The following is a 13,662-nucleotide window of genomic DNA, read 5'->3' as shown; positions in this document are numbered from 1 at the left end:
GGCGTGCCTTGTGGGAGCCACCCGTCGCCCCGCTCGGCGGCTCGCCGCAGGGCCGCACGCGAGGACCCGCCGACCCAGATCGGCACCTGGGCCTGGCGCGGGCGCGGCGCCAGTCCGACGTCGTGGACAGACCACGTGTCGGTGTCCACGTCGGGATACTCCTCGGTGAGTGCGGCCCGTACGACGTCGATGGCGTCGTCCGTGCGCCGCCCCCGCTGTTGGAAGTCCACGCCCAGGGCGCTGAACTCGCCCTCGAGATGGCCGGTGCCGACCCCGAGCACCGCCCGACCGCCCGAGAGCTCGTCGAGGGTCATGAACGCCTTGGCCGTGAGCAGTGGATGGCGGTACGCGAGCACGTAGATGTGCGAAAGGATGCGCACGTTGCGGGTCAACGCCGCGATCCAGCCCAGGGTGGCGACCGTGTCGTACCACGTCGTGCGCATGTGCTCGTCGAAGGGCCGAGGAACGGCGACGTGGTCGCACACCCCGACATAGAAGAAGCCGGTCTCGTCGGCCTTGCGAACGATCGCCTCGAGCTCGTCGCGCCCGGCCGCGAGCTCCCACTCCTCGGCGAACGTCTTGCTCTTGGCCTGCACCTGCAGCTGCATTCCGTACACCAGGCGGCCGGGGGGAACGATCGACACCGACATGCTCGAGGCCTCCTCAGGACTCGTCAGGACCAGCGGTCGCCGCTCCCCAGACCTTCCGCGACGCCGGGCGGGGGAGCGAAGCTGGGATTAGGGAGCCGGGTGATGCCGCGCTCCTCCAGGAGCCGGTGGTAGCCGGCCTTGTCGGCTGGGACCGGCGTGACGTCGCCCGCCCACGTCTCGAACAGCAGCGCGCCCTTCTTGCCGGCGACCAGCGGTCCGAAGGCGGCGCCCCGCTCCAGGACGATCAGCGTCCCGGGTGGACAGATTCGATCGCCCACCGTGAGCTCACCCTCGAGGATGTACACCAGGTTGTCGCTGGCGTGACCGTGGCGCTCGACGACCATCCCCGGGTCGTAGCGGCCCAGGACGACCATCCGCTCCGGCGTCCACTCGAGGAACTTCTCGTGCACCGAGACCCGCCGGCCGCCGTGCTGCTGGGCGACCACCTCGGTCCAGGGCACATCGTCGCGGTGGACGAACGCCAAGCGTGGCTGCTCGGGATCCTCGGCCATCGAGGCAAGCTAGCCCAGCGTCGGCTCAGGCGCCGCCTCGGGGCGCTGCAGTCAGCACGTCGGGAAGCGGAACGACCCGATTCTCGTGTCGAAGTCGTGGTTGTTGCCGTTGGTCTGGCTCGTGTAGTACTCGTTCGTGACCCAGAAGGTGCAGTCGTCCTGCGGATCGACCGCCATCTGGCTGTAGTCGCCGAAGAAGCCGTTGTCCATCTGGGAGCCGGCGCCGCCGGCGAGCACGACCTCTGTTCTGAGCATGCCGGGCGGATCCGATGGTGTCCGGGCTGCGTAGGCAACCGACGGGTGGACCTGCGATCCCGAGACATCGAAGCCAAGGGCGATGTCGCCTTGCCCGTCCATGGCCATGCTCCCGAGCCACCGGTCGTTGTTGTCAGTCGGCGGAGCGTAGGTGCCCTGTTGGAAGATGGACCAATTGCTGAAAGCAGTCTTGCGGAGCTCGTACCACCGGATGCCGCTTCTGTTCACGTTGTCGGGTGTCGCCACCGTCTGGTTCAGCAACAGCGAGGCGTGATCCCCGAAGTTGCGGTAGACGAGCCGGAAGCCGAGGTAACCGTAGGCCAGGGAGTCGAGGTGGGGGCTCGAGTGGTTGTCCGGGTTCGGCTGGACGATGCACAGCTGGTGGCCACACACATCCGAGTTGAAGCTCTCGGGCGTGAGCAGGTCGGTGAGGGCGAGGGTCGAGCTGCTGGGCTGCGTCCAGTTGGCTTGCAGGCCCCAGATCGCCACCCGGTCGCTGGGCCAGCCCTCGTTGTCGTCGCGAGCCTGGGCGAGATATTCGGGCGCGCCAGTCGGCGGCGACACGTCCCCGTCCCAGTTCGCAGGCTGCATCATCGACAGCTCCGAGACGCCCGTGGGACCGGTCTGGCGAGGCACGAAGAACTCGACCTCGCCGGCGTCCTGACCCTGGAGCATCCGGTTGCGGTCGAACGACACGACGTAGATCCCCGTGCCGCTGCCCCGGAAGATCTTGTTGGCGTCGGCCGTCAGGTAATAGGCGTCAGGCGATATCCCGAACTTGGGGTAGTCGTTGAACCACGGGAACTGGTCGCTGCTGACCTGGAACCGGTAGCGGTAGTACCCGCCCAGCGGATCCGTGGACTTTGACACGGCGACGCACTGGTACCACGTCCCGTTCAGCTGCTGGAAGCGACTCGCGAACCACCGGCCGGCGTGACGGTCGTAGAGGACGACACCGTCGCTGTCGCGCCCGGTGCCGCACGAGGTTCCTTCCCAGAAGGCGCCGTTGCCGGGCGGGGGGTTGCACAGCGGCGTGCCGTCTTTCATGAAGACCTCTACTGCCTGATTGATCATCTGCACGTAGCGATCCGGCCCAGCGGCGCCGTTGGTGTCGGCCGCGCCCTCCGCCAGGTTGGCGCTCTGGGTTCGGGCCAGACCGGCGAAGTTCTGGATGGGAGGCGGCGTGGCACCTGGCGCCGGGGAAGTGGGTGCCTGGGTGGGCGCGGGCGACGCGGCGACCGGCTGGGCGCCGGTGTTGTTGCACGCCAGGTGGTCGAGGGGGCCGAGGTTCACCGCGCTCAGCTGGCCGGGGCTCACGAACGGCCCGTCGACCGGTATCTCACTCGGAAGAGCCAGAGGTCCGAGCCAACGACCGCCGCTCTCGACCCAGGACACGTTGATGAACCCGTTCTTGCCCGACGCCCACAGGTCGGTCTGGCCGGGCACGCCGAACTGCGGCGATGCCGCCAACCCCCCGCCGGGAAGGGCCTCGACGGCCGGGGAGACCGCGAGCGGACCGCTCCAGCGACCCGCGCCCGACACCCAGAGTACCTGCGCGGCGCCATCCTGGGCCACGACGAAAACGTCGGTCTGGTCGGCCACACCGAGCTGCGGCGACACCGCCAGCGCTGCGCCCGGTGGGGCCAGGTGCGTCGGCGAGATCGTCATCGGTCCGTTCCACTGCCCTGTTGCTTGCACCCAGAACACTTCTGTTGCGCCCGTGCCGGCCACCACGAACACGTCGGTCTGGTCGGGCACGCCGAGCTGAGGCGACGCCGCCAACCCCGCGCCCGGCGGAGCCTGCCCGCCTAGCGAGATCGTCAGCGGTCCGTTCCACCGGCCGGCGCCCTGCACCCAGAGCACCTGTGTCGTCCCGCTGGTGCCGACGAAGAACAGATCCGTCTGGCCGGGCACCCCGAACTGGGGCGATGCCGCCAACCCCGCTCCGGCCGGGGCGATGCTGCCCGGCGAGATCGCCAGCGGGCCGTTCCACCGTCCGGCTCCCTGCACCCAGAGCACCTGAGCGGCGCCGGAATTGGCCACCACGAACACGTCGGTCTGGTCGGGCACGCCGAACTGGGGCGACGCCGCCAACCCCGCCCCCGGCGGAGCGAGGCCGGCGGCCGAGATCGTCAGCGGTCCGTTCCACCGGCCGGCGCCCTGGACCCAGAGCACCTGGGCCGTGCCATTGTCGGCCACAACGAACACGTCGGTCTGGTTCGGGATGCCGAATTGCGGGGAGACGGCCAGAGCGGCACCTGGCGGAGCGAATCCTGGCTGACTGATGGCGAGCGGTCCGTTCCAGCGACCTGCCCGCTGCACCCAGGAGACCTGGACCGAACCGTCGCTCGCCACCCGGAACACGTCGGTCTGGTCGGGCGCGCCGAACTGCGGAGAGGACACGACCGATGCCGGCTTGGGCGACGAGCCCCCGCCCGGTCCCGACAGCGCGGCCGCAGTACCCGGACGCGTCTGCCCACCCGCAGGCGAGGAACTGCTGAAGCCGACCACGAAGCCTGCCAGCGAGGCCGCCGCCACGGCGCTCGCCAGACAACTCAGTCGTCTGCCCGCCCGAGACCTCCGGTGCATCGACACGCCTCGCCTTCGTCGCCCGTGGGAGGTTAACGGCAAATGCCGCCTGAGCTTGCGGAGGAAAGACGGGAACGATTTGGCGGCCTCTCCGCCAGAACTAGAATCTGTTCTACCGGGCCAGGCGCGCCCGGGCGAGCGAGGAGGACACGTGGCAGGCACCGAGCACCTGACGGTGGAGCGCGACGGCCCCACCGTGATCGTGACCATGAACCGGCCCGAGGCCAGGAACGCGTTCAGCCTGCCGATGCTGGTCGGCATGGCCGACGCCTGGGCCGAGATCGACGGTGATGACGATGTCCGCTGCGCCATCCTGACCGGCGCCGGCGGCACCTTCTGTGCCGGCGCCGACCTCAAGGCCATGGGCGGCTCCCAAGGTGACGCCTACCGGGACCGCATGGAGGCCGACCCCGACCTCCACTGGAAGGCGTTGCTGCGTCACTACCACGTCAAGAAGCCCCTCATCGCCGCGGTGGAGGGCTACGCGGTCGCCGGAGGGACCGAGATCCTCCAGGCCACCGACATCCGGGTCGCCGCCGAGGGCGCGACCTTCGGCGTGTTCGAGGCCCGCCGGGGCCTGTTCCCGTTGGGGGGCTCCACCGTTCGCCTGCCCCGGCAGATCCCCTACACGGTGGCCATGGAGATACTGCTGACCGGTCGAGCGGTGAGCGCCCGGGAAGCCCATCGCATCGGCCTCGTCGGTCGCGTCGTGCCCGATGGCCAAGCCCTCGACGAGGCCAAGCGGATCGCCGCGCTCATCGGCGAGAACGGACCCCTCGCCGTCGAGGCGATCAAACGCTCCGTGCGGGAGACCGAGGGGCTCCCCGAGGACGAGGCGCTCAAGATCGAGCTCGAGATCGGCTGGCCGGTGTTCGGCACCGAGGACGCCAAGGAAGGGCCGCGGGCCTTCGCCGAGAAGCGCCCGCCCAACTTCCGAAGGCGGTGAGTCCCGATTGCGCGGCGCGACAGGAACGTGATCTGATACATCGTCAGGACGACAAAGAAGGGGACCGATGGCTGACACGGACGTCCTCGTAGCTCCCAACATCCTCGAGTATCCATACACCCGCACCGTCGGACCAGTCCTCGGTCGCTTCATGACCGGCCTGCGCGACGGCCGCATCGAGGGCGTGCGGGCCCAGGACGGGCGGGTGCTCGTGCCCCCGGCCGAGTACGACCCCGTCACGAGTGAGGCCCTCGACGAGTTCGTCGAGGTGGGCCAGGCCGGTGTCGTGACGACCTGGGCGTGGGTCAGCGAGCCCCGCGCCAACCAGCCGCTGGCCCGGCCCTTTGCCTGGGCGCTCATCAGGCTGGACGGCGCTGACACCGCCCTGCTCCACGCGGTGGACGCCGGCGACGAGGCCCGGATGGCCACCGGCATGCGGGTGCGGGTCCAGTGGCGAGACGAGCGGGCCGGTGAGATCCAGGACATCGCCTGCTTCGTGCCCGAGGAGGGACAATGAGCGACACCGATACCGTCGAGCCGGTGCGCAGCATCCGGGCTCCGGTCCACCTCGAATACCGGTTCACGGCCGGCGCCGCGCAGTCGCGGTTCCTGCGTCATCTCGTCGAGGGGAAGATCCTCGGCCAGCGCTGCCCGCAGTGCGGCAAGGTCTACGTGTCGCCGCGCGGCGCCTGCGCGGCCGACGGCGTGCCGACCAAGGAGGAGGTGGAGGTGGCCGACCGGGGGACGGTGACGACGTTCTGCGTCGTCAACGTCCCGTTCTACGGGCAGAAGATCAAGATCCCGTACGTCTCGGCGACGATCCTGCTGGACGGGGCTGACATCGGCCTCATGCACCTCCTCCAGGAGGTCGAGGCCGACCAGGTCCACATGGGCATGCGGGTGGAAGCCGTGTGGGCTCCACCGGAGGAGCGAAAGCCGACGTTGGAGAGCATCACGTACTTCCGTCCCACGGGTGAGCCCGACGCGGACTACGAGACCTACAAGGCGTACGTGTGATGCGCGACGTCGCCGTGGTGTCGTTCGCCCAGCTGCCCAACACGCGCAGCCAGGACACCCGCAACGAGGTCGAGATGCTCATGCCGGTGATCTCCGAGGCCATCGAGGGCTCGGGCATCCCCCGCAAGGAGATCGGCTTCACCGTGTCGGGCAGCTGTGACTACCTGGTCGGCGCGCCCTTCTCCTTCGTCACCGGTCTCGATGCGGTGGGAGCTTGGCCGCCGATCCAGGAGTCGCACGTGGAGATGGACGGGGCGTGGGCCCTGTACGAGGCGTGGGTGCGCCTCCAGCACGGCGACGTCGACTCGGCGCTCGTCTACTCCTTCGGCAAGTCGTCACTCGGCCCCCTGCGCGACATCCTGGTGCTGCAGCTCGATCCCTACTGCGCCGCCCCCTTGTGGCCCGACTCGGTCAGCGTGGCCGCCCTCCAGGCCCGGGCCTGGCTGGAGTCGGGCCACGACGAGTCCGAGATGGCCGATGTGGCCGCGCGCAGCCGCCGGGACGCCAAGACCAACCCGATGGCCCAGCTGTCGGGCGACGGCGATCCCGGCACCCTGCTGAAGGAGCCGTATCTGGTCTCTCCCCTGCGGCGCCACGACTGCCCGCCGTTGTCGGACGGCGCCGCCGCCGTGATCCTCGCCGCCGGCGATCTCGCCCGCCAGGTATCCGAGCGGCCGGCGTGGATCCGAGGCCTGGACCACCGCATCGAGGCGCACGGGCTGGGGGTGCGGGAGCTGACCACCTCACCCTCGACGGCCCTGGCTGGCCGCAAGGCGGGCGCCGCCGACGTCGACGTCGCCGAGCTGCACGCCCCGTTCACCCACCAGGAGCTGATCCTCCGCGAGGCGCTCGGGCTCGGTCCACAGGTCACGGTCAACCCGTCGGGTGGTGCCCTCGCTGCCAACGCCATGATGGTCGCGGGCCTCACCCGCATCGGCGAGGCGGCCAGCCGGATCATGGATGGCAGTGCCGGGCGAACCCTTGGTCACGCCACCTCGGGTCCGTGCCTGCAACAGAACCTCGTGTGCGTGATGGAGGCCGGCTGATGGCGCAGACGTGCGCGGTGGTGGGCATCGGACAGACCAAGTACTCGGCGACCCGCGGTGACGTGTCGATGCCGGGCCTGCTGCGCGAGGCCGCGACCCGAGCCCTCGAGGACGCCGGGTCCGGGTGGGCCGACATCGACGCCGTGGTGATCGGCAAGGCGCCGGACATGTTCGAGGGCGTGATGATGCCCGAGCTGAGCCTCGCCGATGCCCTCGGCGCCGTGGGCAAACCCATGATGCGGGTGCACACCGCGGGAAGCGTCGGTGGGTCGACCGCCCTGGTCGCCGCCAGCCTGGTCCAGGCCGGCATCCACCGGCGGGTGCTCACCGTGGCCTACGAGAAGCAGTCCGAGTCCGACGCCATGTGGGCGCTGTCGCGGCCGCTTCCGTTCGCGCCCCCGACCCTCGCCGGCGCCGGCGGCTACTTCGCTCCGCTCATCCGCGCCTACATCCGCCGCTCGAACGCCCCCGACCACGTCGGGATCTTGGTCGGGGTGAAGGACCGGGAGAACGCCCTCCGCAATCCGTATGCCCACCTCCACCTCGAGGACATCAGCTTCGAGAAGGTGGCCGAGTCTCCGATGCTGTGGGATCCGATCCGCTACCTCGAGACGTGCCCGTCGTCGGACGGCGCGTGTGCCATGGTGCTCACCGACGAGGCCGGCGGCAATGCATCGCCGACCCCGCCGGCCTGGATCCACGGCACGGCCATGCGCAGCGAGCCGACGATGTTCGCGGGCAGGGACGCCGTGAACCCCCGGGCCGGGCGGGACTGCGTCGCCGACCTCTACGGCCAGGCCGGGATCACCGAGCCCCGCCGCCAGATCGACATGGCCGAGATCTACGTCCCGTTCAGCTGGTACGAGCCCATGTGGATGGAGAACCTGGGGTTCGCGCCCGATGGCGAGGGCTGGAAGATGACCGACGACGGCAGCACCTCGTTCCAGGGGGACCTTCCGATCAACCCCTCCGGTGGCGTGCTCTCCTCGAACCCCATCGGGGCGTCGGGGATGATCCGCTTCGCCGAAGCCGCGCTCCAGGTCCGGGGCCAGGCCGGCGAGCACCAGGTCGACGGGGCCCGGCTGGCCCTGGGACACGCCTACGGCGGGGGCTCCCAGTTCTTCGCCATGTGGTTGGTGGGGGCGGCGAAACCGTAGGTGGGCGCGTGACCTACGACGAGATGGGTCTCTTCCGCGAGAACGCCGACGAGGTGGGGCTGGAGTGGAAGGGCCCCCCCGCAGTCGTGCGCGGCGACGTCGAGGTGGCCGACGGCCGCCAGGTGAGCGCGCTGATGTGGGGGACCGGCGACCCCGAGGTCGTCCTCCTGCACGGGGGTGCCCAGAATGCCCACACCTGGGACACCGTCGCCCTCGCCCTGGATCGGCCGCTGGCAGCCATCGACCTCCCGGGGCACGGCCGCTCCGACTGGCGTGAGGACCACCAGTACTCGCCCGCGTGGCTGGCCGACGACGTCGCTGTGGCGATGGGCGAGCTGGCGCCCCGAGCGGCGGCCGTGGTGGGGATGTCGCTGGGCGGGTTGACGGCGATAAGCCTTGCCGCTCGCTACCCCGTGATGGTCCCGCGGCTGGTCCTGGTCGATGTCACGCCGGGCGTCGATCGGGCCAAGGCCGAGCCCATCATCGCGTTCGTCTCGGGCCCGGAGCGCTTCGCCAGCTTCGGTGAGATCCTCGACCGCACCGTGGAGCACAACCCGACCCGGAGCGTGTCGTCGCTGCGCCGGGGGATCCTCCACAACGCCCGAGAGCTTCCCGACGGGTCGTGGGAGTGGCGCTACGACCGGGTGCGAGGCTCGTTGTCGGACGGAGTCCTGCCCGACGTGACGAACCTCTGGGACGAGCTCGAGTCCGTCACCGTTCCGCTCCTGCTGGTGCGGGGAGGCAGCTCAGGTGTCGTGGGCGACGAGGACGTGGCCGAGCTGCGGCGCCGCCGCCCCGCGGCCGAGGTGGTCGTGGTTGACGGCGCAGGCCACAGCGTCCAGGGTGACCGGCCCGTCGAGCTGGCCGGCATCATCGCCGGCTTCCTCGACCAGCGCCAGTAGCCCTCCACCCCCAGCCCGCCCGTCTTGTCTCGTTCAGGGCCAGGAAGGCTCGGCGCCGTTCGACTGCTCCTGGGCGTCTGATTGCGTCTCGGGCGCCCGCTCGTACCCGAGGTAGCGCTCCAGCTGCTCCACGCTCCCACGCACGTGGTTCAGCTGCTCGAGCAGCGATTGCCGCTGGTCCTCGACGCCCTCGCGCTCGAGCCTCACCTCCTGGATGCGAGCCTGAGCGTCGTTCCAGACGGCACCGGAGCGTTCCTCGGCCATAGCCCGGCCTTGGTCGAGGTAGAGGTCGACCTGCTGGTGGGACTCCAGCCGCATCTTGGCGGCTGTCTCGTGGTCAAAGCTGACCGCCTCGCGGATCTTCGCTGCCCGCGCCTCGGCCGCGGCAAGCATCTCGGCACCAGCCTGCTCGGCCGCGACCTTCTCCGCCTTGGCCTCGTTCTCCATCTTGATCATCAGCTCGTGGGCATCGTCGGACGTCACCCGGAGTATCTGCTCGGTGACGTCGTGCAGCCACTGGACAGATTCCGGGGGGCCGTCGGCTCCCCGGTGGTCGAGCTCGGCGATCTTGGCCTCGAGAGCGTTGGCGCGGTGGTCGGTCTCGGTCAGCTCCGCCTCGATCTCGTGGAGGCGAGCCTGGAACTGCACGGCCGCGCGGTCATTCGTCGCCAGGCGGGCGTCGACCTCGTCCCTGTCGTACCCGCGGGCGGCGACGCGAAGCCGGACTCGAGATGGCCCGTCTTCGGTCATTGGGGCCTCGTTGATAAACGCCTCCCCAGCTCTACCTGCATCCGCCATGTCATACACCCCTGGCGATCGGCCAGGCAAACGGGCCGAGGGGCCTCGCCAGGGCGGCGCCCAGTGGGGGCCCAACCCTTGCCGGGCGTGCGCCACGCATCAGGAGGCCGAGGGCGCGAACTGGACGGCCACCTCGTTCCAGAACAGCGCGAGGGTGTCGCGGGCGCGGCTGGCCGGACCCATGGTCCAGTCCGGGATGATGAGCTCGTCGACTCCCGCCCGCTGGTACTCGCCGACCTGATCGGCGACCTCGGCGGGGGTCCCGACGAGGCGTGGGCGAGTGGAGTCGCCCTCGCGATGGCGCTTCAGCCAGCTCTCGTCGGTGCTCAAGTAGAGTAGCGCCTGTGTCGAGCGGGCGATCGTGGCAGGGTCGCGGCCGATGCTCTCGCAATGACGGTCGAGCACCGCCGACTTGTGGCGGAACACCTCCGTCGTCGCCCAGGAGTTCCACTCGTCGGCGAAGCGGGCGGCGATGCGCATCGTGCGCCGTTCGCCACGGCCACCGACGAGGAGCGGAAGCCGTCCGTTCACGGGCTTGGGCTCGCATGGTGCCGCCGTCAGCCGGTAGTGACGTCCATCGAAGGTCGTCGTCGGGTTGCGCAGCAGCGAGGTGACGATCTCGCAGGCCTCCTCGAACTTGTCGAGGCGGGTCGGCACGTCGAGCAGGTCGATCCCGTAGGCCGCGTGCTCGTTGACCTGCCAACCGGCCCCCAGGCCAAGCACGAACCGGCCCCCACTCACGTGGTCCACCGTCACCGCGGCGTTGGCGACGACGGCCGGATGGCGGTACAGATTGCCGCACACGAGCGTTCCGAGACGCAGTCGGTCGACGCGGGACGCGAGTGCGGCCACGAGCGCCCAGCTCTCGAGCACGGCGCCGGGCAGGGGATGGCCGTCCGGATCGTTCGGCATGAAATGATCGGCGACGTAGGCGCCATGCCAACCAGCGCGGTCGCAGTCCACCACCAGGTCGAGGATCTCGGCCCAGGGGCGCTCCGGGTTGGGCCACACGCTGAACCGCACCGGCTCAGGCTACTGCTCGGAGTCGTTGGCTCCCGGCGGCATGGCGCGCAGGTCCTCGAGGGACAGCGGCGGACCGCTGAGCTTCCGGGCGTTCGTGCCCGCCGTCGCCAGCCCGCTGACGAGCAGGTCGAGATGACGATGGGCGAGGTCCTCGTCGACGTGGCGCGGGAACGTCCCCGGCAGCGGCCGCGACAGACGGATGATCATCAGGCCGATGTCGCCGAACGTCACATCAGGACGGAGGCTGCCCTCGGCGTGGGCCGCGTCGATCAGCTCCTCGACCGGCGTGGCCGCCGCGTCGCGCGCCCGCAGCATCTCCTCGTCCTCGAGGGTGAGCTGGCCGAGCAGGGCGGGGATGACCGCGGCGATGCGCAGATCGAGGGCCCGGTGCATGTACCGGACAAGGGCAGCGAGGGCGTCAGGCTCCTCCGCTTGGGCGAGGCGAGCCTGATCGCCCACCCGGCCCAGGACCTCGAGCACGACGGTGCGCATCAGGGACTCGCGGTCGGGAAAGCGCCGGTACAGAGTGGCGATTCCCACGCCGGCGCGGCGGGCGATCTCGTCGAGCGGCGCCCCCGGTCCTTGCTCCACGAACACGTCCCGGGCGGCGGCGAGAAGCTGGCCCCGATTGCGCCTGGCGTCGGCCCGCAGCGGGCGACCGTCACCCAGCGGCCCCGACTCCGGCGCCAACTCGGGTGACCGCTCGACCTCCTGCCTCATTGGTCCCAGGCTACCAGTATCTGGAGGGAATAGCTCCAGATCACCGGCGTTCTGGTCAGATGTGTAGACAATCCCTCCGTTTGTGGGTAGGGTACGGGCGCAGATCGGAGGATACTCCTCCGGTTACGGGCAGGAGGTGACCGATGAGACAGGGCATCGAGCGGGGGACGACCGGCAGCGCGGCGGGAACAGCGGGCGGGGTGCGCCTGGCGTTCATCGCCCTCGTCCTCGCCATGCTCCCCGCCGTCCTCGACCAGACCATCCTGGCGACCGGCCTACCGACCATCGCCAGCGACCTCGGCCACCTCAGCGATGTCTCCTGGCTGGTCAGCGTCTACGTCGTGGCCGCCACGGCCACCACGCCGCTGTGGGGCAAGCTCGGTGATCGGCACGGGCACAAGCGCCTCCTGCAGATCGCCCTGACGACCTTCGTCGGTGCCTCGGCGCTGTGCGGGCTGGCGCAGGACATGACCCAGCTCATCTTCCTGCGCGGCCTCCAGGGCGTGGCCGCCGGTGGGCTCATGACCCTGGCCATGGCGGCCGTGGGAGACCTGGTGTCGCCCCGTGAACGGGGTCGCTATCAGGGCTACATCGCCGCCACCTTCGCGGCCGCCACCGCCATCGGCCCTCTGTTGGGCGGCCTGGTGGTCGACCACGCCAGCTGGCGCTGGGTGTTCTACATCAACGTTCCGGTCGGGGCCGTCGCCCTCGTTGCCCTCAGCACCAGGCTCGGCGCGCCGGCCACCGACCGTCCGCAGCAACCGCTTGACGTCGTCGGCGCCGCGCTGCTCTCGGGCGCCACCACCGCGTTCCTGCTGACCTGTCTGTGGGGTGGAAGCCGCTATCCGTGGGCCTCGGCCCCGATCGTGGCCCTCGTCGGCGCCCTGCTCGTCCTGTCGGGTGCCCTGGTCCTACGAGAGCGGCGGGCCGCGGATCCCATCGTGCCGCTGCGGCTGCTGGGCACGCCGGTGATCGCCGTCGCCAGCGCCGCCTTGTTCCTCGCCACCGCATCGCTGTTCGCCGTCACCGTTTTCGTGCCTGTGTTCCTTCAGGCCGCAGCGGGCGCCAGCCCGACCAGTGCCGGGCTGTTGCTCGTCCCCATGATGGTCGGGGTGACGGTCTCGACCACGCTCGCGGGGCGCAGCATCGCCAGGACGGGGCGCTACAAGCGCTTCCCGATCGCCGGGCTGGCGCTGATGACCGCGGCGCTCGCGCTGCTGGGCGCGGTCGCCCCGCAGCGGTCGGTGGTTGCCACCGGCTTGGGTTTGGCGGTGTTCGGTCTCGGGTTCGGCATGGTGACACAGGTGTTGATCGTCGCCGTGCAGAACGCCGTCGACCGACAGCGCCTCGGCATCGCCACCGCCACCACGGCCTTCTTCCGGGCCCTCGGCGGTGCGGTCAGCGCCGCCGTGCTGGGTGCCGTGTTCGCCGCCGGTGTGGGAACCAGCGCCCCGGGCGGCATGCTCCACACGCTCGACGCCGTCGCCCGCACCCATATCACCAACGCCGTGCAGACTGTGTTCCTCGTCGCTGCGCCATTGGCTGGCATCGCCATGATCGTCGTGCTGTGGCTTCCCGAGCACCCGCTGCAGACCGGGGTCGCGCCGCAGGCGCCACCTCCGGTCCCGGCCTCGGGCGAGTCGCCACAGGGGTCGGACGCGAGACAGCCAGCGGTTCGGGCCGCGGCAGCGCAGACCCACGCAGCGCCAATCAGCGAGGAGGTGCCATCGAGATGACGATGTCAGATGAGCTTCGAGACCAGCGGACCGTGCTGCTCACCACGTACCGAAGAGACGACAGCCCGGTGGGTACGCCGGTCAACGTCGCCGTCGGCGACGGGCACGCCTACTTTCGGACCTGGGACACGTCGGGCAAGGCCAGGCGCCTGGCCCGCCAGCCGAAGGTGGCCGTCGCCCCGTCGACTCCCCGGGGCACGCAGACCGGGCGCACGATCACGGGAACCGCTCGTCGGCTCACCGGCGACGAGTCCCGCGCCGCAGGCAAGCTGATCGACCGCAAGTACCCGATCCTGCAGGGCATTCTCGTG

General features: G+C 70.3%; 14 protein-coding genes. 8 read left to right on the top strand and 6 right to left on the bottom strand.

The annotated features are described in order from the left end of the window. The 3 genes from VH112_04875 to VH112_04865 all read right to left on the bottom strand — a co-directional run. On the bottom strand, nt 1–650 hold a 650-nt coding region (locus VH112_04875), incomplete at its 3' end, for a TIGR03619 family F420-dependent LLM class oxidoreductase (protein ID HEX4539559.1). Between the two features lie 23 nt (nt 651–673). Next, nucleotides 674–1,162 (bottom strand): hypothetical protein, encoded by a 489-nt coding sequence (locus VH112_04870; GenBank protein HEX4539558.1) that lies wholly within the window; start codon nt 1,160–1,162, stop codon nt 674–676. A 51-nt stretch (nt 1,163–1,213) separates the two neighbouring features. Continuing rightward, nucleotides 1,214–3,955 carry a hypothetical protein gene (locus VH112_04865; protein HEX4539557.1) on the bottom strand — a complete coding sequence of 914 codons (2,742 nt, stop codon included), beginning with the start codon at nt 3,953–3,955 and terminating at the stop codon, nt 1,214–1,216. A gap of 202 nt (nt 3,956–4,157) precedes the next feature. Here VH112_04865 and VH112_04860 point away from each other — a divergent pair, with 202 nt between their 5' ends. From VH112_04860 to VH112_04835, 6 genes are all read left to right on the top strand, one after another. Next, nucleotides 4,158–4,952, top strand: a complete 795-nt coding sequence (locus tag VH112_04860; GenBank protein ID HEX4539556.1) for a crotonase/enoyl-CoA hydratase family protein — start codon at nt 4,158–4,160, stop codon at nt 4,950–4,952. A gap of 67 nt (nt 4,953–5,019) precedes the next feature. Continuing rightward, entirely contained in the window at nt 5,020–5,469 is a 450-nt protein-coding gene (locus VH112_04855; GenBank protein HEX4539555.1) for an OB-fold domain-containing protein, read from the top strand. Continuing rightward, the gene (locus VH112_04850) at nt 5,466–5,969 is read left to right on the top strand and encodes a Zn-ribbon domain-containing OB-fold protein (protein ID HEX4539554.1); all 504 of its coding nucleotides are present in this window, start codon (nt 5,466–5,468) and stop codon (nt 5,967–5,969) included. Before VH112_04855 ends, VH112_04850 begins: the two co-directional genes overlap by 4 nt. Beyond that, a complete protein-coding gene (locus VH112_04845; protein HEX4539553.1) occupies nt 5,969–7,015 on the top strand; it encodes a thiolase domain-containing protein in 1,047 nt (348 codons plus the stop codon). Before VH112_04850 ends, VH112_04845 begins: the two co-directional genes overlap by 1 nt. Next, nucleotides 7,015–8,172 carry a thiolase domain-containing protein gene (locus VH112_04840; protein ID HEX4539552.1) on the top strand — a complete coding sequence of 386 codons (1,158 nt, stop codon included), beginning with the start codon at nt 7,015–7,017 and terminating at the stop codon, nt 8,170–8,172. The genes VH112_04845 and VH112_04840 overlap by 1 nt, the downstream gene beginning before the upstream one ends. Nucleotides 8,173–8,180: 8 nt before the next feature. After that, complete coding sequence (locus VH112_04835; GenBank protein HEX4539551.1) at nt 8,181–9,074, top strand: alpha/beta hydrolase; 894 nt, start codon at nt 8,181–8,183, stop codon at nt 9,072–9,074. Between the two features lie 33 nt (nt 9,075–9,107). On the opposite strand, the gene VH112_04830 is transcribed toward VH112_04835, so the two are convergent. The 3 genes from VH112_04830 to VH112_04820 form a co-directional block, all read right to left on the bottom strand. After that, entirely contained in the window at nt 9,108–9,824 is a 717-nt protein-coding gene (locus tag VH112_04830; GenBank protein HEX4539550.1) for a hypothetical protein, read from the bottom strand. A 147-nt stretch (nt 9,825–9,971) separates the two neighbouring features. Next, nucleotides 9,972–10,895, bottom strand: coding sequence for a TIGR03560 family F420-dependent LLM class oxidoreductase (locus VH112_04825; protein ID HEX4539549.1), 924 nt, complete (start codon nt 10,893–10,895; stop codon nt 9,972–9,974). Between the two features lie 9 nt (nt 10,896–10,904). Next, nucleotides 10,905–11,615 (bottom strand): TetR/AcrR family transcriptional regulator, encoded by a 711-nt coding sequence (locus VH112_04820; GenBank protein HEX4539548.1) that lies wholly within the window; start codon nt 11,613–11,615, stop codon nt 10,905–10,907. A gap of 143 nt (nt 11,616–11,758) precedes the next feature. Here VH112_04820 and VH112_04815 point away from each other — a divergent pair, with 143 nt between their 5' ends. Beyond that, on the top strand, nt 11,759–13,351 hold the full coding sequence (locus VH112_04815; GenBank protein HEX4539547.1) for an MDR family MFS transporter: 1,593 nt from the start codon (nt 11,759–11,761) through the stop codon (nt 13,349–13,351). Next, a partial coding sequence (locus VH112_04810; GenBank protein HEX4539546.1) for a PPOX class F420-dependent oxidoreductase occupies nt 13,348–13,662 on the top strand: 315 nt, incomplete at its 3' end. The genes VH112_04815 and VH112_04810, both read left to right, overlap by 4 nt.

The sequence above is a fragment of the Acidimicrobiales bacterium genome (assembly GCA_036270875.1).
GTDB lineage: Bacteria > Actinomycetota > Acidimicrobiia > Acidimicrobiales > AC-9 > AC-9.
Note: the sequence above shows the minus strand (reverse complement) of the source record. Positions and strands in the feature narration are given on the sequence as shown.